The following is a 23,501-nucleotide window of genomic DNA, read 5'->3' as shown; positions in this document are numbered from 1 at the left end:
ACTTAGAGGGTGAACGGCTTTTTTGTTATGATAAATAATGAAGAGAGGGGAATTAGGTTGAAAGAACGGGATAGTTTAAGGGAGTTTGATGAGATTATAGAGAACATTAATTATTTAACTGGAGAAGATGCTAGAGCATTTTTGAAATTTATACATGGGTACTTGAACATAGTAGAAGAGGGAGATGGTACTTTTACTGAGAGTGATTTTGTTGAAAAGGTTTCAGGGATTTATAAGCAGGATTTGGCTAAGCTTATTCAGCTTAGAGAAGAACAAATTAAAAAATCACCTTAATACATTCATTAAGGTGATTGAAATATTACTCAGCTGGAGCCGTAAATGTACGTTTTTCCAATTCAGCATCTAGCATAAATAGTGCGTTTGAGTCGCTTGTAATACGTTTTAATTTTTGGATGATGCTATCGAATGAAGCTTCTTCTTCTACTTGCTCATCGACGAACCATTTTAAGAATGTAATTGTTGCATGCTCACGCTCATCCCAAGCGATATCAGATAAGTGATAAATGCGTTTCGTTACTTCACGCTCGTGCTCAAGTGCCACTTCAAAAGCGTTCAGTACAGATTCGTATTTGTTATTTGGATTATCAAATCCAGTAATAATAGCGCGCTCACCACGGTCATTAATGTAGTTGTAAAGCTTCATTGCGTGGAAACGCTCTTCTTCAGCTTGTACAAGGAAAAAGTTAGCAAATCCATCATAGCTTTCGGCTGTACAGTAAGCAGCCATTGCCATATAAGCGTGGGCAGAGTAAAACTCAAAGTTCATTTGATCGTTTAGTGCGTCGTGCAATTTTTTAGATAACATAAAATCCCCCTTAGTATTGTGACAAGAATATTATATCATAATTGATAATATTCTCATTTGGATGTTTCAAACCTTTTCGAAAGCTTTGTGACGTGTGCTTCCATAATGTCTTGTAAATCCAAATCATATTTTTGTGAAAGAATAATAAGATTAGATAGTACATCACCAAGTTCTTCTTTTAACTCTTGTTTTAGCTCTTCTTCTGTTTTCGCGTCTTCATCAGGACGATCACGACCGATTTCGATTGCGCGAACAACGCGTGAAACTTCCCCAACTTCTTCAGTTAAGAAATTTAAGCGAATAAAGGCATTATACTGTGACCAGCTTCGTTTTTCGTAAAATTCCTCAACCCATCTTTGAAATGCAACGATATCCATTTCTTCCTCATCCCTTCAATATGTTGTACAATGTCAATTGTATCATAACAATATATAGTTTCGGGGTGTAGGAATGAGAAAGATTTGTGTGTTTGCAGGTTCCAATTTAGGGGAGAGACCAGAATTTAAAGAGCAGGCAATGGAATTAGGCAAAATGTTTGTTGAGAACGACTATGAGCTCGTATACGGTGGTTCTTGCGTTGGATTAATGGGAGAAGTAGCAAACGAAGTTCTTCGTTTAGGTGGACGTGTAACAGGTGTTATGCCACGCGGTCTGTTCCGAGGAGAAATTGTACATACAGGATTAACAGAACTAATTGAAGTAGAAACGATGCATGAGCGTAAAGCGAAAATGGCAGAACTTGCGGATGCTTTCATTGCATTGCCAGGTGGATACGGAACGTTTGAAGAGCTATTTGAAGTAGTATGTTGGTCACAAATTGGTATACATAATAAGCCGGTCGGTTTATTAAACATTAAAGATTTTTACGGACCAATTTTGCAAATGGTTGAACGGGCAGCAGAAGAAGGCTTTATGAATCCATCGAATAAAGAGTTGATTGTTTCAGCTGAGACGGCAGATAAATTAATTCATGAGATCCAAAATTACGAGCGTCCTGTCTTAGGAACGAAGTGGAAACAGTTATCATAATACAATTGTATAGAGATTTTTGGAAACACATGTCATTTTATCTTGAAAAGGCATGTGTTTTTAATTTAGTTAAATATGTTAATGTTTAGATATAATGTTTTGGGAAAGGAGAAATAGATGGAGGAGTTCGTGTATTTACGTCCTGTTTTTAAAAGTATATTAGCAGCATCTATTCTTGTTATGCTAATTGTTTTAAGACAGAAGAAAGAGCTAATTAATGAATTTTCGCTTTGGCTTATTTCGATATTGTGTATTGGTGTTTCAGCAATCACGTTGTTTATGACTGGGTTTATCGTTGATGAGTATAATCTAGCTGGGGATGTACAGAGTTTTAGCATGTTTATTGCGATTGGTTGTATTAGCGGTTTGAATTTTATTATTTACTATAGACGGAAATAAAAGGAAGGCATTCCATATTACTTTGGAATGCCTTTATCATTTTGATTACTTTGTTTTTTATACAGGTACCAGCCACCCCAGCCGCCACCAATTGCTACAACAACGAGGAAAGCATAGTCTTTCACTTCGACACGTATATTGAAAATATTAGCTATAAGTAAGACAATCCCAACTGTTATTAACGCAAAAAATGCTCTAATTAAGTAGTCTTTCAACTGAACCACTCCCGCCATTTAAGTAGTAAATGATGAATATGGAAAAGCTTTTTTGGATCTATTTTACTAAAGGGTATTACCTATATTTTAACATAAAAGGGATTGTAATATATTGATAAAAGTAGAGGAGAGGGGCGCTGATATTGTCGTGATTTGTCGGTAAGTCGATATATTGGAAAATCGCTGATATATTTGATGGAATCGCTGATATAAATTTCATGTGCTGATATGTATGACAAACTCATAGAAAAAAGCGACTCTGAACGAGCCGCTTCCGCTTTAAGGGATATCCAGCTCCGGTGACTAGAGCAGTCGGTCATCGTCAGGAGCTCCAATGCCCTCCTGTTCTGAGCAAGTCACCTCCGCTTTTAGTGGTATCCAGCTCCAGCGGCTAGAATCTCCGGTGGCTTCGCTTTTTCCTGCGAGGCAAAGAGCGCCTCTACGTCAAAAGCTCCATCCCCCTCCCGTTCTGAACGAGCCGCTTCCGCTTTTAGTGGTATCCAGCTCCAGCGGCTAGAACAGTCGGTTGTTTCACTCCTTCATTCGAGGCAAAAAGCGCCTCGTAATCAGGAGTTCCAACACCCTCCCGTTCTGAACGAGCCGCTTCCGCTTTAAAATCTATTATTGATTCAAGAACGCACGTAGCATCCAAGCGTGTTTTTCTAGTTCTGTGTAGATGCCTAGTAGTAGGTCAGATGTCATTTCGTCGTCAGAGTTTTGAGCGATTTCCATGCCTTTTTTCAGTTCTACTAGCATCATTTCGTAGTCTTTCATGATTGCTTCAACCATTCCTTCTGCAGTTTCTCCGTATGCTGCTTCTTGAATAGAAGATAGTTCTAAGTATTCTTTCATTGTTGCTACTGGTTTGCCGCCAATTGCTAAAATACGTTCTGCAATTTCGTCGATGTGAGTAGCTGATTCTGTGTATAGCTCTTCGAATTTTTCATGTAATGTGAAGAATTGAGGTCCTTTTACGTACCAATGGAAGTTGTGTAGTTTTGTGAATAAAACGCTCCAGTCTGCTACTTGTTTGTTTAATACTTCGATTACTTGTTTGTTCATTATGATCAATCTCCTTTTGAGTTGTTATATGATATCAATTACTAATTTATAATTATTATAATCTAGTAATTCGTATAAATCAACCCTTTTGCTGGAATTAATTTGAACAAATTATGAACTGTTGTAAATAAAAATCCCTATTACTGTGAAGTAATAGGGATTTTGTTTGATATATAGCTTTTGTTTTGAGTGAGCCGCTTCTGCTTTTAGGGATATCCAGCTCCAGCGGTTAGAATCTCCGACCATTTCGCTCTCTCGCTCGAAGCAAAAAGCGCTTCAAGGTCGAGAGCTCCAATGTCCTGCGATTCTGAACGAGCCGCTTCTGCTTTTATTTGTTACACAGCCTTCTGTTTTTCTTCTACATCCTGTCCATCCCAGCACTCTGTATTTTGTAAGCCAGGGATAGAACTTGCAACGAAAACAGGATCTTTTCCTTGTTTCTTTTGTTTAATATAGTCTACTAATGCTGCGTAGGCGAATTTGCTAAGGAATGAGATGGCAATTAAGTTTGTGAATACCATTAGTCCCATGAATAAATCAGCTAAGCTCCAAACTGTTTGAAGGGCAGCGATTGATCCGAAGAATACCATTCCGACAACTGCGACGCGATAAATCATTAACCATGTTTTGCTTTCTTTAATGAATGCGATGTTCGTTTCACCATAATAGTAGTTTCCTAGTAAAGAGCTGAATGCGAATAGGAAAATAATAATCGCTAAGAAAGTGCTTGCCCACGGTCCGATTTGTGAACTTAATGCTTGTTGTGTTAATTCAATACCTTGTAAATTTGTTCCTTTGTAAAGTCCAGAACATAATACGATAAATGCTGTTGATGTACATACTAAGAATGTGTCTACGAAAACTCCTAATGCTTGAACAAGTCCTTGTTTTACTGGGTGAGATACATCTGATGTTGCTGCTGCGTTAGGAGAACTACCCATACCTGCTTCTGTCGCGAATAGACCACGCTGAATTCCGAACTTGATTGCTGCTCCAATGCCACCAGCGATGGCTTGGTCTAAACCGAATGCACTGTTAAAAATTTCTGTAAAAATACTTGGTAACATAGTGAAGTTGTTAATAACAACAAAAATAGCCACACCAATATAAATGATTGCCATTGGAGGAACAATTATTTCTGTAATACGTGAAATACTCTTGATACCACCAAAAATAATAACTGCAACTAATAAAGCTAATAGAGCTCCTACGATCGTTCGCTCTAGTCCGAAAGCATTTTCAAACGCTATTGTTACTGTATTTGCTTGTACAGAATTGAAAATTAATCCGTACGCAACTGTAATAAGCAGTGAAAACCAAACACCCATCCAGCGTTTGGTTAATCCTTTTTCCATGTAATATGCTGGTCCACCACGGAACCTGCTTCCATCTTTTACTTTATAAATTTGCGCGAGCGTACATTCTACGAAACTAGTAGCTGCTCCGATAATTGCGATAAACCACATCCAAAATATTGCACCGGGTCCACCCATTGAAATGGCTAATGCTACACCAGCTAAGTTTCCGATACCGATACGTGCTGCTGCACTTAAGCAAAATGCTTGGAATGGAGAGATGCTATCTTTCTTTTTTTCTTTTCGATTAAACCCTTTACTAATTAAACCGACCATCTCACCAAAATGAGTAATTTGGACAAATTTCAATTTAAAAGAGAAATAAAGACCGAAGCCGATTAGCATTGCAATAAGAATATATGACCATAAAATATTATTCGTTACCTCAAGGAATCTGCTAAAGATATCAACCATATAATACACTTCCTTTTTTCCGTAATAAGAAAATTATATGCAAAAAATATACGAGAATCAATTTTTCTAAAAAATTATGTTACTTAAACATACTTTGTGTTATGATTATGTTACATCATAATATTTTTAGAATTATTTACATTTTAAAAAACTAAATGTAAAGCGAAAAAGAGGGGATAATTTGAAAGAAGAAACTTTATTGAAAGTAAGCCTTAAGAGTTTGAAAATGAGAAGTAATATATTTTTTATCATTACATCTTTCAGTATCTTTTTAGGAGCCACTTATTATTACAATAAAAGATTTCCAACTCATAGGTATCCTGAATGGTTAGAATTTCTAAAGTTGATTGGATGAATAAAAGACAGAAAAACAGAAAATTCAAATACAAAAAGTTGTGGAGGAGCTAAATATGAATATTAGAGAAAGTGAACTTCCGGGTATTGGTTACAAATTTCAAATCGTTACGAAAGGTAACGAAAAGATGGTAATTGTCATTCATGATGACGGGCGTAGAGAAATGTATCATTTTGATTCAGACCATGAAGAAAGTATCTCAAGTATTTCATTACGTGACTCAGAGGCAAGACAAATTGCAGCAATATTAGGTGGAATGGTATATAAGCCTAGAGCATTAGAAAATGTTGAAATGGTCTTTGAAGGTTTAGCGATTGAGTGGTTTAAAGTAGAGAATGCAGCTCCATCAATCGGAAAAACAATTGGTGATCTTGAAATAAGGAAAAACTATAGCGTAACGATTATTGCAGTTATGAAGAAGAATATGAAAAAGCTATTTAATCCAGGGCCAGAAACGGTAATTGAAGAAGGCGATATGCTTGTAGTTTCTGGTGAGAGAGAAGAAATTAAAAAAATTATTAATGAGTTACTTTCGAATAGGGGGACTGACTAGATGGATACGTTAATTTTTGAAGTTGGTACAGCGTTAGTATTAGTTGCAATTGCGGCAGTAATTGCTGGAAAGTTTAAATTCTCAGTAATTCCGTTTCTAATTGTTCTTGGGATGTTAGTGGGACCACATGCGCCGACAATAGGTGTGATCGATTTCAAATTTATTGAAAGTGCAAATGTAATTTCCTTCCTTGGACGGATTGGCGTTCTGTTCCTTCTGTTCTATCTAGGACTAGAGTTTTCGATGAAAAAACTAATTAAATCTGGACGTTCTATTGCGATTGGTGGAACGATTTATATTTTAATTAACTTTTCACTCGGATTATTATACGGATTTATAATGGGATTCCCTTTACTAGAAATCTTAATTATCGCGGGTATTATTACGATTTCTTCTAGTGCTATCGTTGCTAAAGTGTTAGTGGATTTAAGAAGAACTGGTAATAATGAGACCGAATTAATTTTAGGAATTATTATGTTTGAAGATATATTCCTTGCTGTATATTTATCAGTTGTTTCTGGTTTAGTTCTAGGGGATCATGCTTCCTTCTTAGGTGCCCTCACTTCAATTGGAATTGCTTTAGGATACATGCTTCTATTCTTTATTGTGGCTAGAAAGGCTACACCGTTATTAAATAAATTGCTCAATATTAGTTCAGATGAAATTTTCATTATTGTGGTATTTGCTTCGTTATTCTTTATTGCAGGTTTCTCAGAAACAATTCACGTTGCCGAGGCAATTGGAGCACTTCTTTTAGGATTAGTTTTCTCTGAGACAGAGCATAGTGACAGAATTGAACATCTTGTTGTTCCATTTAGAGACTTTTTCGGAGCTATTTTCTTCTTCAGTTTCGGATTAAGTATTGATCCGTTCTCATTGGGCGGAGCGATATGGTTAACATTAGGTGCTGTCCTTCTTACAATCATCGGTAACTTTGTTGCAGGTATGATTGCAGGGCGACAAGCTGGATTATCTCATAAAGCGTCAACAAATATTGGATTAACAATCGTTTCAAGGGGAGAATTCTCCATCATTATGGCCAATATCGGTATCGCCGGTGGTTTAATGTCAGTACTGAAACCATTCTCAGCACTATACGTGCTTATACTATCCATCTTAGGTCCACTTCTGACGAAAGAGTCAAAGAATGTATATAAATTTTTAAATAAAATCTTTAAGTGGGATACGAAGACTAACTGAATAAAACAATGATTGTAGAAAAAGAATCTATGCTGACATAGATTCTTTTTTTATTGTCATTTTTTCAAAAGGAGAAAGAGTAGGTTTAATATTTTACATATTGTGGCATACATATAGGAAAAGGAGTTTGGAAAGGGGATTATAGAAAAATGGAACTCCAGTTTCAAAATGTATATCAACAAGTTGAGAATTGGTATGTGTTGGATTCGGAGCTTCCTTGGGATGTCAAAAAGCTTAGAGACGATTTGTTTTCACTTATTGAAGTATGTAAAACGCCAGTTATTTTTTGTGATACGTGTGATGCGAATCATGTGCTTCTATCATTAGGAGAAGAAGAAGAGGAATTTTTATTCCCAGTAGGTGGTTTTTATCATAAAGAAAAACAATTAATTTTTGTTTGTATGTGGGAAGAGTATGAGCAAGTGCTCAAAACACTACTGCATGAATTTCGCCATGCGATGCAGCATAAGAGCGAAGTATTGTATGTTGGAAGTGAAGTGTACGAAGATAGATGGATTGAGAAAGATGCGAGGAAGTTCGCGGAAAGGAAGTTAGATGAATATAAAAGTAGAAGGTTAATGTAAAGCATAGTGGAGAAATGGCACTGTGCTTTCTTTGTTGTTTACTAAAAGTAAGTGATTGACTTTTATAAAGTTTAGTCCTAAACTAATGATATGAAATGAGCGAGGTGATAGAATGAAAACAGAAGATAGACTTGGATTACTATTATGGTTTCGTTTATCACGTTTTTATAACAAAAGTATTCGTGAGACGAATCAGCATTTGAAAGAATGGAATGTATCTGCCGCTCAGTTTGATGTACTTGCTCAAGTTGGAGGGCATAATCGTCTAACGCAGCAAGAGCTTGGAAATAAACTATTTGTTACGAAGGGAAATATCACGCAGCTATTAAATAAAATGGAGCAGCTGGAGTGGATTCATCGTGAACAAGAAGGTACTACAAAATATATTTCGTTAACAGAAAAGGGAAAAGCTTTATATGAAGAAATCGTCCCGCCTCAAGAAACGTTCCAAGCGGAGCAGTTTCAAAATTTAAATGTAGAAGAACAACATCAATTACTACAATTACTAAAAAAATTACAGTGAGAAAAATTTTTAGAATAAATCTTGAATTCGAGATAATATGAGGTGAAGGATATGTTTAGAAAAGTTGATCATAAAAATATGGGAAGAGCAAATCACGGTTGGCTAAATACACATTTTCATTTTTCATTTGCGAATTACTATAACCCAAATAACATGAACTTTGGAGCATTGCGTGTAATTAATGATGACCTAGTAGCACCGCAAACTGGTTTTGATATGCATCCGCATCGCGATATGGAAATCATTTCGTACGTTGTAGATGGTGCTTTAACACATGAGGATAGCATGGGGAACCGCGGAACAATTGAGCGAGGACATGTTCAATATATGAGTGCTGGCACAGGTGTATTTCATAGTGAGCATAATTTAGGAAATGAAACACTACGTTTATTACAAATTTGGATTTTACCAGATCGTGCGGATCATAAACCAAACTATGGTGAGTTTACATTTGATTGGAGCAATCGTGAAAATGAATGGTTCCATATGGTATCTCCAGTAGAAGGAGAGGCACCAATTCGTATTCACCAAGATGCAAATTTATATTCTTTATCGTTAGATGCCGGAAAAGAAATTCATTTTCCTGTGCGAGAAGGCCGTCAATTGTATCTTGTTCAAATTGAAGGAAGTAGTGTAATAAATGGGGAAAGTCTTGTTATGCGTGATGCAGCAGAAGCGATAGAAGAAGATATTCATATTGAAGCGAAAGAGCAATCACACTATTTAGCAATTGAGCTAAAAAAATAACAAAATGTTTATAAAAAAAGAGGACACCTGATAGGGTGTCCTCTTTTTGCGTGGAATTATCTGAAAAATGTTTCTCAAATTTTTGGAAGAGGTATCAGGGTAAAGATTCAGAATTTTATAAAAGTGTCAAAAATCTTTATGGGAATGGGGAATGTTATAGTGAAAAAGCAAGTCATTTCATCAGCATTAGCGTTAACTGTTATAGCCGGGGGATTTGGAACATTTGGAGCAACGACAACGAAAGCGGAAGAACAAAAAATTCAATATCATCAAGAATTTAAAACACCTGCATACATAGGTGAAGAATGGAAAGCACCGGAAGGACTAGATAAAAAAGAGACGGTCTTTCAATATTTAGAGAGTAAGAAAGATATGTTTAAATTAGCAGGAAATATTGATAAACACTTCAATGTCGTTGGGGAGGAAAAAGATGCTGAATCTGGTACGACACATGTGAAGTTAGTTGAGAAGCATAATAACATTCCTGTGTATGGTTCAGATCAAACTGTTACACTTGATAAAGAAAATAATGTAAAAGCATTCTTCGGACAAGTTATTCCGAATTTAGATGATAAAAATATTCCTGCGTTTGCAAATATTAGCGCAGATCAAGCAGAAACGATTGCCAAGGCAGATATTGAGAAAGAAATTGGTAAAGTAAAGAATTATGACGGTGTGAAAAAAGATTTATTTGTGTATGAAAAGGATGGGAATTACTATCTTGCCTATTTAGTTAAGGCATCGATTTCAAAGCCGGCTCCAGGATATTGGCATTATTTTGTTGATGCAACGAATGGAAATGTGATTGAGAAATATAATGCTGTAGATAATATTACAGGATTCGGTTATGGCGTATTAGGCGGTAGACAATCATTTGAAATCGCTCAAGATACGAAAACAGGAGAATTTAACTTATTTGATGGTAAACGAGGACAAGGTATCCATACATTTGATGCGGAGAATATGGACGAAAACTGGTTTAATTTATTCTCGCAAATTCTTGGATATACAGGAGAAGAAGTGAAGAGTAAATCTAAGTTCTTCGACGATAAAGCTGCAGTTGATGCGCATGTAAATGCAGGAAAAGTATATGATTACTACAAAAAGACATTTAATCGTAACTCTTTCGATGATAAAGGTGCGAAGCTTATTTCGACTGTTCACGTTGGAGAAAGCTGGAATAACGCAGCTTGGAACGGTGTGCAAATGATGTATGGTGATGGCGATGGTAAAACATTCATTCCATTATCTGCTGGATTAGATGTTATCGGTCACGAATTAACGCATGCTGTAACTGAACATACAGCAAATCTTGTTTATAAAAATGAGTCAGGTGCGTTAAATGAATCGTTATCTGATATTATGGGTGTCATGGTTGAGAAGAAGAGCTGGGATTTAGGTGCTGACATTTATACACCTGGAAAACCTGGTGATGCACTTCGTTCTCTGAAAGATCCAGCATCTATTCCAAATCCATTAAAACCAGGTGAAGGTTACCCAGATCATTACAATAAACGCTACACTGGAACAGCTGATAATGGCGGCGTTCATATTAACAGTAGTATTAACAATAAAGCTGCATATTTAGTATCTGATGGCGGAGAGCATTACGGTGTGAAAGTAACTGGAGTAGGCCGTGAAGCGACAGAAAAAATTTATTACCGTGCTCTTACGAAATATTTAACTGCAAACTCTGACTTTAAGATGATGCGTCAAGCTGCTCTGCAGTCAGCTGAAGATTTATATGGTAAAAACTCTAAAGCTGTACAAGCTGTAACGAAAGCTTATGATGCAGTAGGCGTAAAATAATAAGAGAAAAAGACCTGACTAGGATGTCAGGTCTTTCTTTATTTAGTCGCGAATACCTAATGCGATTTTCGCCATACGTGACATGCGTTCTTTAGACCAGGGCGGATTCCAAACGACATTTACTTCTATTTCATTGACTTCAGGTACATTCGTTGATAATACTTTTTTAACGTCTGATACAATTTGCCCAGCCATTGGACAACCGATAGAAGTCATCGTCATTGTAATGACAGCATTATTATTTTCATCTGCTGTAACGTCATAAACTAATCCCAGATTGATAATATCAACACCTAGTTCAGGGTCAATAACAGCTTCTAAGTTTGCATATAACTTTTCTTCAAATGCTTGTTGTGACATGTGTAGCACCCCCTGCATAATTAATGATATCGATTCTCATTATAACGGAAATGTACATAATGTGCAGGAAATGAGCTCAAAAAAAAGATCCCTTTTGGAAGAGGGATCTTTTTGGAATGTCTATTCAGTTTTAAAATGAGATACGAGTTGATCTAATTCTTCAACTGTTTGTTTCATTTGTCTAGCGGTTTGTGTCATCTCATTCATCGTAATGACTTTTTGCTCAGCAGAGTGTGCTGTTGCCGCTGTTTCACTAGATACTTCAGTCGAAATAGAAGCGATGTTATTCAGTGAAGCGTTCATTTCTTCAGCGCTTGCAGCCATTTCCTCAGCAGTTGCTGAGATGTCTTGCATTTGAGTAGATACTTTATTTACTTGTTCTACAATCGTTGTGAAAGAATTGCCAGCTTCACGAATGACATGAATGCCTTCAAATGCCTCAGAACGACCTTGTGACATCATAGAGCTCGCAGTTTCAGTGTCTTGTTGAATTTGATGTAGTAATTGGTTAATATCTGTTGCCGCTGTTTTAGATTGTTCTGCAAGTTTTCGAACTTCGTCAGCTACGACGGCGAAACCTTTTCCTTGTTCGCCAGCACGAGCTGCTTCGATAGATGCATTTAAAGCAAGTAAGTTTGTTTGTTCTGCGATATTAGAAATAGATTGTACAGCTGTATCAATATATTTCGTGTGTGTGATTAGACGTTCGACCACTTCGGACGTAGCATTTACCGCGTCGTGTATCGTTGTCATTTGAGAAACGGATTTTTGAATAACAGTACTTCCGTCGTTAGCTTGTTCAGATGTAACTACAGCAAGCTCAGTTACAGATGTGGCAGATTCAGCAATACGCTGAACACTTACCGCCATATCGTCCATTGCTGTTGAGCTTTCTTCCATGCTAGAGGCTTGTGATTGAATACTCGCATTTAAATTGGACATCGAGCTTTGAACTTTTACTGTTGCCTCGCGTGATATATTCGTCTTTTCTAGCATATTTTCAGAAGCATTTTGTACTTCCACAGATGTTTTTTGAACACGATTAATGATATGTTGTAGGTTTTCTAACATTTTATTAAATGATGTTGCGATTGCACCAATTTCATCATTACTATTTACTTGTAGGCGTGCTGTTAAGTCACCTTCTTGAGATGATAATTCTTTTAGCTTACTATCAATTTGCTGAATTGGTTTTACAAGTTTACCAGAGAACCACCATGCAAGAATAGTAGCTACGATAATACAAATAACAAGTGATAAGAAGACAACATATTCAATTTGTAGTGAAGATTGATCAATTTTTTCGATAGATTGATCACGTAACTTTGCTTGTTCATTACTGTAATTTGTGAAGTCACCAATTACTTTATAAACAGTACCATTTTCTGCATAAGCTACTTGTAAAGCCTCTTCCCACTTTTGTTCTTTTGCAAGAGGGAAAACTTTTTCTTCAATAAATTTTCTCCAAGTGGATCCTGATTCCATTGTATTTTTCATGGACTGAGAAACATTTGGATTAGAAAGAAGCTTGTCTTTCGAATCCTCAAGATCTTTACTCATCGCATTAAACTTGTCAAATTCAACTTGATCATGTTGTAATAAATAACCTCTTAAAGCAGAGAGCTGTACTTGATAAGCATCCCCGCGCTCTTTTAATTGTGTTGCAAGGGGAGAAATTTCTTTTTGTAATGCTTCAGCTTGACGAGATTGATCCATGGTAAAGAATAAAATAAAAGCTAAGGCGATGCCAAATAAAGCGCAAATCGTTCCCATCATGAACATTAGTTTTTTTCGAATGCTAATAAAACTCATATGATAAAAAGCCTCCTTTGTGAAATCTTAGTATTAGAATTAATAAATTTAAAAAATTGAAAGAAAGCTTTACTCCATTTGGAACAAAGCTTTCTTCTTTCCTTTAGGAATTATAGCAGACGGAATGAGAGATAGAAAGAGATATTTTAAGATGAAAAAAGAGAGACTGTAAATCTCTCTTTTTAATAATTTGGAGCTCATAGAAATATAAATGAAAGTTTTACTTTAAACGTTTGTTTTGAAATGAGAAACGAGAACTTCAAGTTCTTGTACAGTCGTTTTCATTTCAGACGCATTTTTAGCAACGATACTCATTTTGTTTACTTGGTCACCAGCCGAAGTTGCTGTTTGTGATGTTTCGGCGGCAACTTCATTTGAAATAGAAGCGATGCTATTTAAAGCTGCATTCATTTCCTCAGAACTTGCGGCCATTTCTTCAGCAGTTGCAGACATTTCTTGCATTTGTGTAGAGACTTTGTTAATGTGGTTAACAATTTCTGAGAATGAAGATCCAGCGGTACGAATGACTGTAATTCCTTCCGAAGCCTCTGACTGACCTTGTGTCATCATTTCATTTGCTATTTTTGTATCTGCCTGAATTTGATGAAGTAAATGGTTAATGTCAGTTGCCGCTAGCTGAGATTGTTCAGCAAGTTTTCGTACTTCATCGGCAACAACAGCGAAGCCTTTTCCATGTTCGCCAGCGCGGGCTGCTTCAATTGAAGCATTTAAAGCGAGTAAATTCGTTTGTTCTGCGATATTAGAAATGGATTGAAGTGCAGTATCAATATGATTCGTATGTGTAATAAGTCGCTCTACTACTTGTGATGTAGCGTTAACAGCTTCGTTAATTGTATGCATTTGTGTAATAGATTTCTCAATGACTTTATTCCCACTATCTGCTTTTTCTGAAGTTGTAACAGCTAGGCTAGTAACAGAAGAGGCGAATTCAGCAATACGTTGAACACTCGTCGCCATATCGTCCATTGCAGTTGAACTTTCTTCGATACTGGAAACTTGTGAGCGAATATTGTGCTCAAGGGCATTCATAGTTTCTTCGGTTTTTGCTGTATTTTCCATAGAAGCAGTTGTTTCGATAAACACATTTTCAGATGCTTCTTTTACACTTGTTGATGTTTGTTGCACTTGTTTTATAATACGTTGTAAGTTAGCGAGCATTTGATTAAATGAATTGGCGATATCACCAATTTCATCTTTACTCGTTACATGCAATCTAGCTGTTAAATCGCCATCTTGAGAGGCTAATTCTTTTAATTTCTCATCAATTTGTCGTATCGGTTTAACGAGTTTACCAGAGAACCACCATGCTAATAAAATAGATGTTAACGTACATGTAATGAGAGAGAAGAAAATAATATATTGAATAAGAGATGAAGAAGACTCTACGTCAGCAATTAATGCGTCACGTTTATCATTTTCTTCATTTGCATATTTAGTAAAACGGCTTAAAAGATCGTTTACATAGTCGGTTTGAGCTAAAGCGATTTTGGATGCTTCGTCCCATTTTCCTTCGCGAGCGAGAGGGAGGACTTCATTATCTATGACGCTTCGCCATTTTGCCCCCATTAAAATCGCTTCTTTCATTCCTTCTGGGAGTTTTTTATCACTTGTTACTTTCTCTCTAGTATCAGCAAGTTTTTTTCCTTCTCGGTTGAATTTATCCAATCCATTTTGATCATGTGACAGTAAATATTCTTGTAAACCGGCAACTTGTGCTTGGAACCAATCACCACGTTCTTTTAAAATTGTTGCTCGTTTTGATACATCATTTTTTAACGTTTCAATTTCGCTTGCTTGGTTCATAGCGAATGAAAGAATAACAATAAGAGCAATACTAAATAAAGAAGAAATGCTTAAGAGTGTGAACAGTAGTTTTTTTCGAATACTAACATATTTCATCGTTACCCCTACCTTTAAAAACTATTTATTATAATTTATAAATATTAAGAACGACATTAATAAAAACATCATTATGAAGTTATTAATCTGTTCAATGAAAATTATAGCAGATAATGGAAGATGGCAGATTGATATGAGCAAATGTTCTTAAAATGTATACATTTGTATATCAAAAAGTTCATAAATAAAAATTAGAAATGCTATTGTAATTTGAAATAACATCATGTATACTTCTAATTAGTTGATAACGATTATCAGTATCAACTGTAACATTACTCTTCGTTATGTTGGTCATACCCCTTTTTGACGACGTAAGTCAGAGACGAAATGTTGAAATATCTTGTGTCCTATTCTACAGAATTATGGTAATCTCCAACCTCAACTTATATGCGTGAGCATGCAAAAAGGATCCTATCCGTGAAGGGATCCTTTTTTGCATGCTGTCGCAATTAATGTATATAAACCAGGTATTTGTTCTTCAATTCCTTCCGGTGCAGTAGAAGGGAAGACCCATCTTTGATGCGACCCGTGTTCTTCAACTAGTTTTTCAATTTTAAAACGTTCTTCTGCAAGTGTTGTAATAATTTCTCCTAGCGTCCAGCGACGGATTAGTGTTTTAGGTAATGCTTCTTTCTGCGCTTCTGTAAGAAGGATGCTATAAGCTACATCATCTTCAATCAATTCTTCATCGAAATAATTTCCGTTAGCCCGAAATGATGGGTGGTCTACTCCTAGTAATTTCGTGTAAACAGGATGATAGTCACGAAGGATAAGCGTTCCACCTCCTTTAAGTAAGGTAGTAATTTTTTGAAAGAGCGGTTTTAAATCTAGAAAGTAATGAAGTACACCAAGTTCCAGCAATACGATATCAAATGATTCGGAGAGCTGCACATTTAATACATCAGAAACGACATACTGGATAGAGACTCCTGCTGCTTCCGCAAGTTCATTTGCATATTTTGCATTACTTGCTGAAATATCGACAACTGTTACGTCAGCTCCTAAAAGGGCGAGAGCAACGGCTTTATTTCCTTTTGACCCGAGTAAATTAATAATACGTTTTCCTTTTGGAGATTGTATGTAAGGTAAATAGTGATTTACCTCGCGCACGGGATCTGCCATAAGCTTTTTCGCATAATCGGCTGGCGCCCCATGGCGATTCGTCCAAGCTTCATAAGCAGCTGCATTCCAGCTTTTTTCATTACGTGTGCTTAGTTGTTTTTGATTCAATCGTATCACTCCTTTTGTGAACGTATAGTTATTCGGCAGGGCGATGGGATTTCCTTTTCTTTCTGAATAAAAGTTTGATTTTTCTGTGATTAAGTCGTACAATACTTGTTATACGTAAAAGCGTTGAAAAGGAAAAGTAGGATGAACACATTCTTTCCAGAGAGCTTCGGTAGCTGAGAAGAAGCAAGAATATTCATTTGAACAATGGCCTTTGAGCTTCGTCCTGAACTTATCAAATGATAGTAGTAGGCGGCGACGAGAGTTGGTACTCGTTATCAAAACCACAGTATAAGAGCATATAGCTCCGTACTTGTTCAGGCTAATTATGTGAGTAATTGGCGAAATAAGGTGGTACCGCGACTGTTTATACAGCCCCGCCCTTATCTTTTTTAAGATAAGGGCGGGGCTTTTTTATATTTAAAAGGAGGAATGTAAGATGAGTATTTTTATTGGAGGCGCTTGGCCGTATGCAAATGGTTCGTTACATCTTGGACATATTGCGAGTTTGTTACCTGGAGATATACTAGCACGTTATTACCGGGCAAAAGGTGAAAATGTGTTGTATGTTTCGGGAAGTGATTGTAATGGAACGCCAATTGCAATTAGGGCAAAACAAGAAGGTGTGACGGCGAAGGAAATTGCTGATAAGTATCATGAAGAATTCCAGCGATGTTTTCGTAGCCTTGGTTTTACGTATGATTGCTATACACGTACAGATAGTGAGCATCATCATGAAACTGTTCAAAATGTCTTTTTACGTTTATTAGAAGAAGGCTATATTTATAAAAAAACGGTGGAACAAGCGTATTGTGAAACGTGTACGCAGTTTTTACCTGATCGTTATGTAGAAGGCATTTGTCCACATTGCCATGAAGCAGCAAGAGGAGATCAATGCGATGCGTGTTCAGCTATTTTAGATCCACTCGATTTGTTAGAAAAGAAATGTAAGTTATGTGGTAGTACACCGTCCGTGCAGGAAACAGAGCATTTTTATTTTGCATTGCATACATTTCAGGAGCAAATCAAAACGGCTGTAGACATCGCAAAGCAAGAAGGAACATGGCGCGACAATGCGATTCAACTAACAGAGAGATATGTTAAGGAAGGTTTATTAGATAGGGCCGTATCACGTGATTTACCAATTGGGGTACCAATTCCAGTAGAAGGGTATGAAGATAAGAAAATTTACGTATGGATTGAAGCTGTGACAGGATATTATTCAGCGAGTAAACATTGGGCTGAAGAAACAGGAAATGATGATCAAGAGTTTTGGGATAGAGAAGCGAAAACATATTATGTACACGGAAAGGATAATATTCCGTTTCATTCCATCATTTGGCCAGCGGTATTACTTGGAATAGGAGAAGGAGCAATTCCTCGTCATATCGTTTCGAATGAATATTTAACAGTTGAAAAAAGAAAGTTATCTACAAGTAAAAACTGGGCAGTATGGGTGCCTGACATATTAGAACGCTACAATCCAGATTCTATTCGTTACTTTTTAACAGTCAATGCACCAGAAAATCGTGATACTGATTTTTCATGGCGTGAATTCATTTACAGTCATAATAGTGAATTGTTAGGTGCATACGGAAACTTTGTGAACCGGACATTAAAGTTTATTGAAAAATATTATGGTGGTATCATGCCGCAGGGAAGTATTGATGTAGAGCTGAAAGATAAAGTAGAAGGATTATATAAAAATGTAGGAGAAGCAATTGAGCAAACTAAATTTAAGGTGGCGCTAGAAACAATATTTGATGCAGTACGTTTTGCAAATAAATACTTTGATGAGAAGCAGCCTTGGAAACAAAGAGAAGATGATCCAGTTTCATGCGAAGAAACGATTTATAACTGTGTGTACCTTATCGCTAATTTTGCAAATCTCCTTGAACCGTTTTTACCATTTTCAAGTGAAAGAGTTAGAAACGCATTATCGATCGGGAACCGAAATTGGGAACCTCAACATACGTTGCCGAATAGAATCGATAGTGTGCAGCCACTATTTGAACGAATCGATGTAAAACAAATTGAGCATGAGGTAGAGAAGCTATATGGAGCGGTAAAGTGAGATAGAGAAAAAGAAAAACAAAAAGACCTTTCAAATACATGAAAGGTCTTTTTGTTATGCAGTAGAATTCTCTTTCTTATCCTTTAAGAAGAAAAGCACAGCAAGGATTACGAGAATAATAGCTGCAATATCATATGTTATTTTGAATGTAGTATTAAAGTTTAAGTACTCTACTAAAGGGGTTTTGACTGCCCCAGCATATATGCAAATGGGAATGAGGAGCAAATCGTAAAATTTCTTTTCTTTCATATATCTTATTAGGAAGAAGATACACATAATGGCAAAAAAGGCTACGCTTAAAATAGTCATTTATACCTCCAAATAGATTTGAAATTATACCACATTGTAACTATATTTACATTTATATGCAAGTTTCTATTTTCACGCACTATGCACGCTACTATGTTTCTTTTCTTTCCTAGCTGTAAGTAGCTGAGGGGTGAAAATCCCAAGTAGTATAAAGATTATTCCAATCCACTGCATGAATGTTACGACTTCATGTACAAGTGTAATAGAAGCGATAATGGCCGTTGGTAATTCAGCTGCTCCTAGTATTGTACTAAGTCCTGTTCCTACTTTCGGTACGCCAATTGAAAAACAAATGACGGGTACGACAACACCGAACAATCCGAGGAAGAAAGCATATTTCCAAAGACCCGCTTGCAGGGCACCATCCGTTAAAAAGGTTGGCGGGAAGAATAGGCATACGATAAGCGTAGCACTTGTTGTCATAAGAAAGCTTTTCGTATAAGGCGGAACTTCTGTAGCAACGCGCCCACTTGCAAAAACATAGAATGAAAAAGAAACAGCGGCCAATAAACCAAAGATAATACCTTTCGTGGAAAAGTTTTGTCCGAGACCTTCAAAGACACCGCCTGCAAACAATGTTCCAGTAAATAAAATAATGATAGATATAACTTTCTCACGGCTTGGTAATGTTCGATTAGCGATTGCTTCTATAACTACACCAATCCATGTGAACTGGAAGAGTAGGACAACAGCGATAGATGCTGGTAGCTCTTCTACAGAAATAGCGTAGAAGATACCAGTCATACTCATTGTTGTACCGACTGTTAGTAAGGAAAAGAATTGCTTTTTTGTTACTTTATGACGTGAAACGAAAAGAACGAGCAGAAGAAGCCCGATCCATCCGAAGACATATTGTCCCCCTAATAGTTGATGTGCTGAAAATCCATCAATGAATCCGAGTTTGAAAATAGTTGAAAGTACGCCGTAGCTACAAGCTCCGAATAAAACAAGTAATGAATACTTAAATTTTTCCATGAAAATCCTCCTTTTAAATAATAAAAAACGCCCGCTATCCAAATAAGGATAACGGGCGAACGAAACAGAGTAAGATACTCTACAAAATTCCGCCACTCATACGAAGTATGAATTTGGGGTATGAAATTGTAGTAGGTTTTTACATTGCTTTTGGGAATACAATAGAACATTTTACACCTTGAGGCGTGTTTTGTATCCCATAAGGAAACTGATGTTTATCTAGTATTTGTTTCACAATGTATAACCCAAGACCACTACCTTGTACTAAGCCATGTTTGTCAGGGTTTGCGCGATAGAATGGCTCAAATAGATGGGCAAGTTTATCCTCATCTATTTGTGAACCTGTATTTAATACTTCTAATGCGTAACCGTTAGGCTTTTCATAAAGCTTTATATATACATGCTGATGGTCAATTGTGTAATGAATTGCATTTGAAATAATGTTAAAAATAGCAGTTTGAATAAATTTAGGATCAGCTAAAACCTGTACATCTTGTTTAATGTTAGATTGAACATTTAATTGCTTTACAGATACGAAATAATCTACTTTCTTCATAACATCTTCAATAATATTAGTTAGTGAGATAACTTTTAAATCAGGTTTAAATTGAGGGTTCTGTATTTTGGATAATTCCGACATTTTTTCCGTTAATATGTTAATGTCTTGCATCATTTCATAGGAACGTTTTAAATATTTATCTCTATCTTTATAAGCTCCAATTCCGTGAATCATGCCATCTAGTTGTCCCATAACGGCTGCGATTGGTGTTTTTAATTCATGGGAAACCATAGACATAAATTCTTTACGAGATTGTTCTAATTGTTGTTCCTTTTTGAGTTCATTTCTTAAATCTTGATTGCTTGCATGTAAATTCTTCACAATATTTGGTACTTGTGAAGCAGCTACTTGTAAATTAAAATCTGTTTGATTGGTATTTTTGTTAAGTAGTTTTTTATCTGAGAAATCAAGATTCATAATATCTTTTAAAGCATCACTCATAAATTGAAAAGGTTTGGCAATTAGTTTTGCATAAATTAAAGATCCGAGCAAAGATAATGCAAGCATTGTCGCGCCAATATTTGGAGCTAACTGCTGCAGTGCATCTGTTAATTTTGGATCATCTTGTGCATCATTTGGTTTACTTGCTGCATTTTGTTTATGTAAGGCATCATTAGTAGCGACTTGCTTTTCCGTTTCTGTAAGTGGAGCAGAAGTGCTATTTTTCCCCGGAATATTTTGAGCATGTTCTTTTGCTTTTGCAGTTTGGCTAGGCTGCAAAAGGTGATTGATAGCTGTAGAGAGTGATTTATAATCTATAATAGAAGATTGGAAATTAAAAATGTCTCCCTGTGATACAGCTTTATTTTGATTCATTTTACTTTGGTCGTTTTGTTTGTTTGAACTCGCTTGTTCTGTAGACAGCGCTCCATTTTCTTTTGCAAAACGTTCTTTATCATAGTTTGAAGCTAGAAAATAAATAATTTGATAAAGACAAAGTGATAAAAGAATACAAAACAATAAGGTTTTGATGAAAATATTTTTGGTGATGTTGTCTGTGCTACGATTCGATTTTGTAGCCAATGCCTTTCACCGTTTTAATATAAGGAATCCCTAATTTTTTTCTTAAGTTTTTAATATGTGTATCTATAACTCTTACATCACCATAATGTTCATAGCCCCATACCTTATTCAGCAAATCACTTCTTGATAATACTTTTCCCCGATTTTGCAGTAAAGTATAAATAATTTCAAATTCCTTTGTTGTTAATTCAATTTGATTACCATGAACATAAGCGGCATATGCTGTAGAATTTAACATCAATTCACGGAATTGTAGTATAGTTGCAGTTTCTGCTTCCTTCGTTGCTGCCCTTCTTAATACAGCTTCTACACGTTTAATAAATACGGTGTAATGGAACGGTTTCGTAATATAGTCATCAATACCTAATTCAAATCCTTTAATTTCACTTTCTTCATTATGTAAGCCTGTTAACATAATAATCGGTACATCAGATTGTCCTCGCATAATTTTACAAATACTATAGCCATCTATATCTGGTAACATCACATCAAGGAGGACAAGATCGTATGAATTTTTTTGGAAAAGAAGTATACCTTCTGTTCCAGCGCCAACGACATCAACGGTAAAGCTTTGTGCCATTAGAAATTCACGAATCAGTTCTTGTATATCTGGGTTGTCTTCAATCACCAGTATATGCGTCATAGTAACACCTCCTAAATAACGCTTTTTACTGCAATATTCGAATTCATCATTTTTGAATGACTCAGATTGTTTATACATATAATAAGCCCCCGCTATAAAATAATCATGAAAGTAGCAAGGGGAGTTGTTTTAGCGAAACTGAATATTTCAGAATTACAGTAGTTCTATTATAGTATGTATTGTAAAATTTATAAAATATTATAACTGTATAATTTTAATATCCATGTTTATCAATGTTTTGAAGTTGCTTGTACAATCTATTCCATTATATATGTAAATACAGTTGTTTTGCTACTGTAAATGAAGAAATAAAATAAGCCAAGACATAAAATTCTTGGCTACGGGTAAATCGTGTTGTTAGGTTAGTTTACAGTGACAGTAGCCTGCTGTGGAATACGCTCAAATAACCAGTGTATATCATTGTTATACATACGAATACAACCTAGTGTTGTCCATTTGCCGATTGCCTGGTTATTGTTAGTACCATGAATTGCATAAGTTGTTCCGTAAGTTCCAGCCATATTTAATCCTAGCCAACGGTCACCAAGTGGATTACGTGGGTCGCCACCTTTAATTTTTCCTGTATAGTAAGGACGGTTTTTAATTTTATTAACGATTTGAAAAGTACCTTTAGGTGTAGGTGTACCTGCTTTTCCAGTAGCGACAGTAAAACTTTTTATAAATTTTCCGTTTTGATAATAATCCATTTTATTTAACTGCGTGTTTACAATCAGTTGATCATTTGTTGTAGCTGCCTCAGCATTTGTGAATGGAATAGTTAAAAATCCTAATGATAATAGTGCGCTTAATAATAGTTTTTTCATTATATTCTCCTTTTTACTATTGTAATAGTTCTTACATACAATGAACTTGTAATCCTCGTAATGTTTGATTTACATTCTCATCTAATGTTTCAAAGAAGCTCGTAATTTTAGCGTTATGTTTGTTGTTTTTATCAATAAGTAATCTTTCATTTAGTAAAAGTTCCCCATGTAGTCCAAAACTTTGAACTTGAATATTTAATTCATCTTCAGTTTCAGAAATAATTGGTAAGAAATAGTGGAAAGCTTTCGTTGGAATGATGTAACTTTTACCAATCATGCTTTCTTGATTTGAATTAATCCATTTTTTCGTAACGATCTTAATATTCTTTTTTGAAACGATAAAAGACAGTGTTGTAGATTTTGTTAAACTTACGTCAAATTCACTTGTTTCGCATATGTGCAAATTAAAAACGGTTTCATTTTGATGAGATTCAATATTTGTATTAATAAAATCATGCATTTTATAAGCTTCCATTTCTTATTCACCCTTTTTTCAATTTCGAAAAGCGATTTATATTTATTCAAAATAATGTTTAGTCATATATTAGTTAAATTTTTCAACAAATTCCGATATAATCTTACAATACGTATATGAAGCTAATATGAAGTTAGTATGAGTTTGTGGTGGTTTTTTATTGAGAACAAAATAAGGTGATTTCGAAGTGTTAAAAACTGGATAAAAAATGTATATTAGTGCCTTTGTA

The 23,501-nt window shown here is 35.7% G+C and carries 25 protein-coding genes and 1 other annotated feature; of the genes, 10 read left to right on the top strand and 15 right to left on the bottom strand.

All coding sequences use genetic code 11. From position 1 onward, the window contains the following. The first annotated feature begins 57 nt into the window (after window positions 1-57). On the top strand, window positions 58-294 hold the full coding sequence (locus KVT31_RS13440) for a hypothetical protein (protein WP_088098317.1): 237 nt from the start codon (window positions 58-60) through the stop codon (window positions 292-294). A gap of 25 nt (window positions 295-319) precedes the next feature. Here KVT31_RS13440 and KVT31_RS13435 read toward each other — a convergent pair whose 3' ends face one another. Together KVT31_RS13435 and KVT31_RS13430 are read right to left on the bottom strand one after the other, a co-directional pair. Further along, a complete protein-coding gene (locus KVT31_RS13435; protein ID WP_088098316.1) occupies window positions 320-826 on the bottom strand; it encodes a ferritin in 507 nt (168 codons plus the stop codon). A 53-nt stretch (window positions 827-879) separates the two neighbouring features. Then, window positions 880-1,203 (bottom strand): MazG nucleotide pyrophosphohydrolase domain-containing protein, encoded by a 324-nt coding sequence (locus tag KVT31_RS13430; RefSeq protein ID WP_001990794.1) that lies wholly within the window; start codon window positions 1,201-1,203, stop codon window positions 880-882. A 73-nt stretch (window positions 1,204-1,276) separates the two neighbouring features. Between KVT31_RS13430 and KVT31_RS13425 the strand changes: the two genes are divergently transcribed. Next, window positions 1,277-1,855 carry an LOG family protein gene (locus KVT31_RS13425; protein ID WP_033717612.1) on the top strand — a complete coding sequence of 193 codons (579 nt, stop codon included), beginning with the start codon at window positions 1,277-1,279 and terminating at the stop codon, window positions 1,853-1,855. A gap of 117 nt (window positions 1,856-1,972) precedes the next feature. After that, window positions 1,973-2,254, top strand: a complete 282-nt coding sequence (locus KVT31_RS13420) for a hypothetical protein (protein WP_088098315.1) — start codon at window positions 1,973-1,975, stop codon at window positions 2,252-2,254. Between the two features lie 17 nt (window positions 2,255-2,271). Here the strand turns inward: KVT31_RS13420 and KVT31_RS13415 are convergent, their stop codons facing one another. The 3 genes from KVT31_RS13415 to KVT31_RS13405 all read right to left on the bottom strand — a co-directional run bounded on the left by KVT31_RS13415 (window position 2,272) and on the right by KVT31_RS13405 (window position 5,300). After that, window positions 2,272-2,469: a hypothetical protein gene (locus KVT31_RS13415; protein WP_000656329.1), complete on the bottom strand. Its 198-nt coding sequence runs from the start codon at window positions 2,467-2,469 to the stop codon at window positions 2,272-2,274. A gap of 621 nt (window positions 2,470-3,090) precedes the next feature. Next, complete coding sequence (locus tag KVT31_RS13410; protein WP_001041897.1) at window positions 3,091-3,531, bottom strand: Dps family protein; 441 nt, start codon at window positions 3,529-3,531, stop codon at window positions 3,091-3,093. Window positions 3,532-3,866: 335 nt separating this feature from the next. Further along, window positions 3,867-5,300, bottom strand: coding sequence for an alanine/glycine:cation symporter family protein (locus tag KVT31_RS13405; RefSeq protein WP_088098314.1), 1,434 nt, complete (start codon window positions 5,298-5,300; stop codon window positions 3,867-3,869). Window positions 5,301-5,710: 410 nt separating this feature from the next. Between KVT31_RS13405 and KVT31_RS13400 the strand changes: the two genes are divergently transcribed. From KVT31_RS13400 to nprB, 6 genes are all read left to right on the top strand, one after another. Then, entirely contained in the window at window positions 5,711-6,208 is a 498-nt protein-coding gene (locus KVT31_RS13400) for a cation:proton antiporter regulatory subunit (RefSeq protein WP_088098312.1), read from the top strand. Further along, window positions 6,209-7,408, top strand: coding sequence for a cation:proton antiporter (locus KVT31_RS13395; RefSeq protein WP_088098311.1), 1,200 nt, complete (start codon window positions 6,209-6,211; stop codon window positions 7,406-7,408). A gap of 149 nt (window positions 7,409-7,557) precedes the next feature. Beyond that, entirely contained in the window at window positions 7,558-7,992 is a 435-nt protein-coding gene (locus KVT31_RS13390) for a DUF3920 family protein (protein WP_088098310.1), read from the top strand. 112 nt (window positions 7,993-8,104) lie between these two features. After that, the gene (locus KVT31_RS13385; RefSeq protein WP_000845460.1) at window positions 8,105-8,515 is read left to right on the top strand and encodes a MarR family winged helix-turn-helix transcriptional regulator; all 411 of its coding nucleotides are present in this window, start codon (window positions 8,105-8,107) and stop codon (window positions 8,513-8,515) included. 51 nt (window positions 8,516-8,566) lie between these two features. Next, complete coding sequence (locus tag KVT31_RS13380) at window positions 8,567-9,262, top strand: pirin family protein (RefSeq protein ID WP_088098309.1); 696 nt, start codon at window positions 8,567-8,569, stop codon at window positions 9,260-9,262. 159 nt (window positions 9,263-9,421) lie between these two features. Further along, complete coding sequence (gene nprB / locus KVT31_RS13375; RefSeq protein WP_140392594.1) at window positions 9,422-11,071, top strand: neutral protease NprB; 1,650 nt, start codon at window positions 9,422-9,424, stop codon at window positions 11,069-11,071. Between the two features lie 42 nt (window positions 11,072-11,113). Here the strand turns inward: nprB and KVT31_RS13370 are convergent, their stop codons facing one another. From KVT31_RS13370 to KVT31_RS13355, 4 genes are all read right to left on the bottom strand, one after another. After that, entirely contained in the window at window positions 11,114-11,431 is a 318-nt protein-coding gene (locus KVT31_RS13370) for a metal-sulfur cluster assembly factor (RefSeq protein ID WP_000082521.1), read from the bottom strand. Window positions 11,432-11,551: 120 nt separating this feature from the next. Beyond that, window positions 11,552-13,243: a methyl-accepting chemotaxis protein gene (locus tag KVT31_RS13365; protein WP_088098308.1), complete on the bottom strand. Its 1,692-nt coding sequence runs from the start codon at window positions 13,241-13,243 to the stop codon at window positions 11,552-11,554. Window positions 13,244-13,468: 225 nt separating this feature from the next. After that, window positions 13,469-15,163, bottom strand: a complete 1,695-nt coding sequence (locus tag KVT31_RS13360) for a methyl-accepting chemotaxis protein (RefSeq protein ID WP_088098307.1) — start codon at window positions 15,161-15,163, stop codon at window positions 13,469-13,471. A gap of 411 nt (window positions 15,164-15,574) precedes the next feature. Then, the gene (locus tag KVT31_RS13355; protein ID WP_088098306.1) at window positions 15,575-16,393 is read right to left on the bottom strand and encodes a class I SAM-dependent methyltransferase; all 819 of its coding nucleotides are present in this window, start codon (window positions 16,391-16,393) and stop codon (window positions 15,575-15,577) included. Between the two features lie 114 nt (window positions 16,394-16,507). After that, window positions 16,508-16,778: a binding site (T-box leader), on the top strand. A 51-nt stretch (window positions 16,779-16,829) separates the two neighbouring features. Here KVT31_RS13355 and metG point away from each other — a divergent pair. After that, on the top strand, window positions 16,830-18,464 hold the full coding sequence (metG, locus tag KVT31_RS13350; RefSeq protein ID WP_088098305.1) for a methionine--tRNA ligase: 1,635 nt from the start codon (window positions 16,830-16,832) through the stop codon (window positions 18,462-18,464). Window positions 18,465-18,518: 54 nt separating this feature from the next. On the opposite strand, the gene KVT31_RS13345 is transcribed toward metG, so the two are convergent. From KVT31_RS13345 to KVT31_RS13320, 6 genes are all read right to left on the bottom strand, one after another. Further along, window positions 18,519-18,773, bottom strand: a complete 255-nt coding sequence (locus KVT31_RS13345; RefSeq protein ID WP_088098304.1) for a hypothetical protein — start codon at window positions 18,771-18,773, stop codon at window positions 18,519-18,521. Window positions 18,774-18,845: 72 nt separating this feature from the next. Continuing rightward, entirely contained in the window at window positions 18,846-19,748 is a 903-nt protein-coding gene (locus KVT31_RS13340; protein WP_000410502.1) for an EamA family transporter, read from the bottom strand. 139 nt (window positions 19,749-19,887) lie between these two features. After that, a complete protein-coding gene (locus KVT31_RS13335) occupies window positions 19,888-21,330 on the bottom strand; it encodes a sensor histidine kinase (RefSeq protein WP_088098303.1) in 1,443 nt (480 codons plus the stop codon). Beyond that, the gene (locus KVT31_RS13330) at window positions 21,308-21,973 is read right to left on the bottom strand and encodes a response regulator transcription factor (RefSeq protein ID WP_088098302.1); all 666 of its coding nucleotides are present in this window, start codon (window positions 21,971-21,973) and stop codon (window positions 21,308-21,310) included. Before KVT31_RS13330 ends, KVT31_RS13335 begins: the two co-directional genes overlap by 23 nt. Before the next feature lie 362 nt (window positions 21,974-22,335). Continuing rightward, window positions 22,336-22,797 carry a L,D-transpeptidase gene (locus tag KVT31_RS13325; protein WP_088098301.1) on the bottom strand — a complete coding sequence of 154 codons (462 nt, stop codon included), beginning with the start codon at window positions 22,795-22,797 and terminating at the stop codon, window positions 22,336-22,338. A 31-nt stretch (window positions 22,798-22,828) separates the two neighbouring features. After that, window positions 22,829-23,272: a DUF3978 family protein gene (locus KVT31_RS13320; RefSeq protein ID WP_088098300.1), complete on the bottom strand. Its 444-nt coding sequence runs from the start codon at window positions 23,270-23,272 to the stop codon at window positions 22,829-22,831. Between the last annotated feature and the right edge of the window lie 229 nt (window positions 23,273-23,501).

The organism is Bacillus sp. GbtcB14 (assembly GCF_019091205.1).
GTDB lineage: Bacteria > Bacillota > Bacilli > Bacillales > Bacillaceae_G > Bacillus_A > Bacillus_A cereus_AG.
Note: the sequence above shows the minus strand (reverse complement) of the source record. Positions and strands in the feature narration are given on the sequence as shown.

What these genes read in the sequence shown, in the direction of transcription:
- KVT31_RS13360 (WP_088098307.1), bottom strand. Translation starts at nt 15,163, where the DNA reads ATGAAATATGTTAGTATTCGAAAAAAACTACTGTTCACACTCTTAAGC.
- KVT31_RS13340 (WP_000410502.1), bottom strand. Translation starts at nt 19,748, where the DNA reads ATGGAAAAATTTAAGTATTCATTACTTGTTTTATTCGGAGCTTGTAGC.
- KVT31_RS13370 (WP_000082521.1), bottom strand. Translation starts at nt 11,431, where the DNA reads ATGTCACAACAAGCATTTGAAGAAAAGTTATATGCAAACTTAGAAGCT.
- KVT31_RS13390 (WP_088098310.1), top strand. Translation starts at nt 7,558, where the DNA reads ATGGAACTCCAGTTTCAAAATGTATATCAACAAGTTGAGAATTGGTAT.
- KVT31_RS13410 (WP_001041897.1), bottom strand. Translation starts at nt 3,531, where the DNA reads ATGAACAAACAAGTAATCGAAGTATTAAACAAACAAGTAGCAGACTGG.
- KVT31_RS13400 (WP_088098312.1), top strand. Translation starts at nt 5,711, where the DNA reads ATGAATATTAGAGAAAGTGAACTTCCGGGTATTGGTTACAAATTTCAA.
- metG (WP_088098305.1), top strand. Translation starts at nt 16,830, where the DNA reads ATGAGTATTTTTATTGGAGGCGCTTGGCCGTATGCAAATGGTTCGTTA.
- KVT31_RS13425 (WP_033717612.1), top strand. Translation starts at nt 1,277, where the DNA reads ATGAGAAAGATTTGTGTGTTTGCAGGTTCCAATTTAGGGGAGAGACCA.
- KVT31_RS13435 (WP_088098316.1), bottom strand. Translation starts at nt 826, where the DNA reads ATGTTATCTAAAAAATTGCACGACGCACTAAACGATCAAATGAACTTT.
- KVT31_RS13345 (WP_088098304.1), bottom strand. Translation starts at nt 18,773, where the DNA reads ATGACTATTTTAAGCGTAGCCTTTTTTGCCATTATGTGTATCTTCTTC.
- KVT31_RS13320 (WP_088098300.1), bottom strand. Translation starts at nt 23,272, where the DNA reads ATGGAAGCTTATAAAATGCATGATTTTATTAATACAAATATTGAATCT.
- KVT31_RS13395 (WP_088098311.1), top strand. Translation starts at nt 6,209, where the DNA reads ATGGATACGTTAATTTTTGAAGTTGGTACAGCGTTAGTATTAGTTGCA.
- KVT31_RS13365 (WP_088098308.1), bottom strand. Translation starts at nt 13,243, where the DNA reads ATGAGTTTTATTAGCATTCGAAAAAAACTAATGTTCATGATGGGAACG.
- KVT31_RS13380 (WP_088098309.1), top strand. Translation starts at nt 8,567, where the DNA reads ATGTTTAGAAAAGTTGATCATAAAAATATGGGAAGAGCAAATCACGGT.
- KVT31_RS13420 (WP_088098315.1), top strand. Translation starts at nt 1,973, where the DNA reads ATGGAGGAGTTCGTGTATTTACGTCCTGTTTTTAAAAGTATATTAGCA.
- KVT31_RS13330 (WP_088098302.1), bottom strand. Translation starts at nt 21,973, where the DNA reads ATGACGCATATACTGGTGATTGAAGACAACCCAGATATACAAGAACTG.
- KVT31_RS13405 (WP_088098314.1), bottom strand. Translation starts at nt 5,300, where the DNA reads ATGGTTGATATCTTTAGCAGATTCCTTGAGGTAACGAATAATATTTTA.
- KVT31_RS13385 (WP_000845460.1), top strand. Translation starts at nt 8,105, where the DNA reads ATGAAAACAGAAGATAGACTTGGATTACTATTATGGTTTCGTTTATCA.
- KVT31_RS13325 (WP_088098301.1), bottom strand. Translation starts at nt 22,797, where the DNA reads ATGAAAAAACTATTATTAAGCGCACTATTATCATTAGGATTTTTAACT.
- KVT31_RS13430 (WP_001990794.1), bottom strand. Translation starts at nt 1,203, where the DNA reads ATGGATATCGTTGCATTTCAAAGATGGGTTGAGGAATTTTACGAAAAA.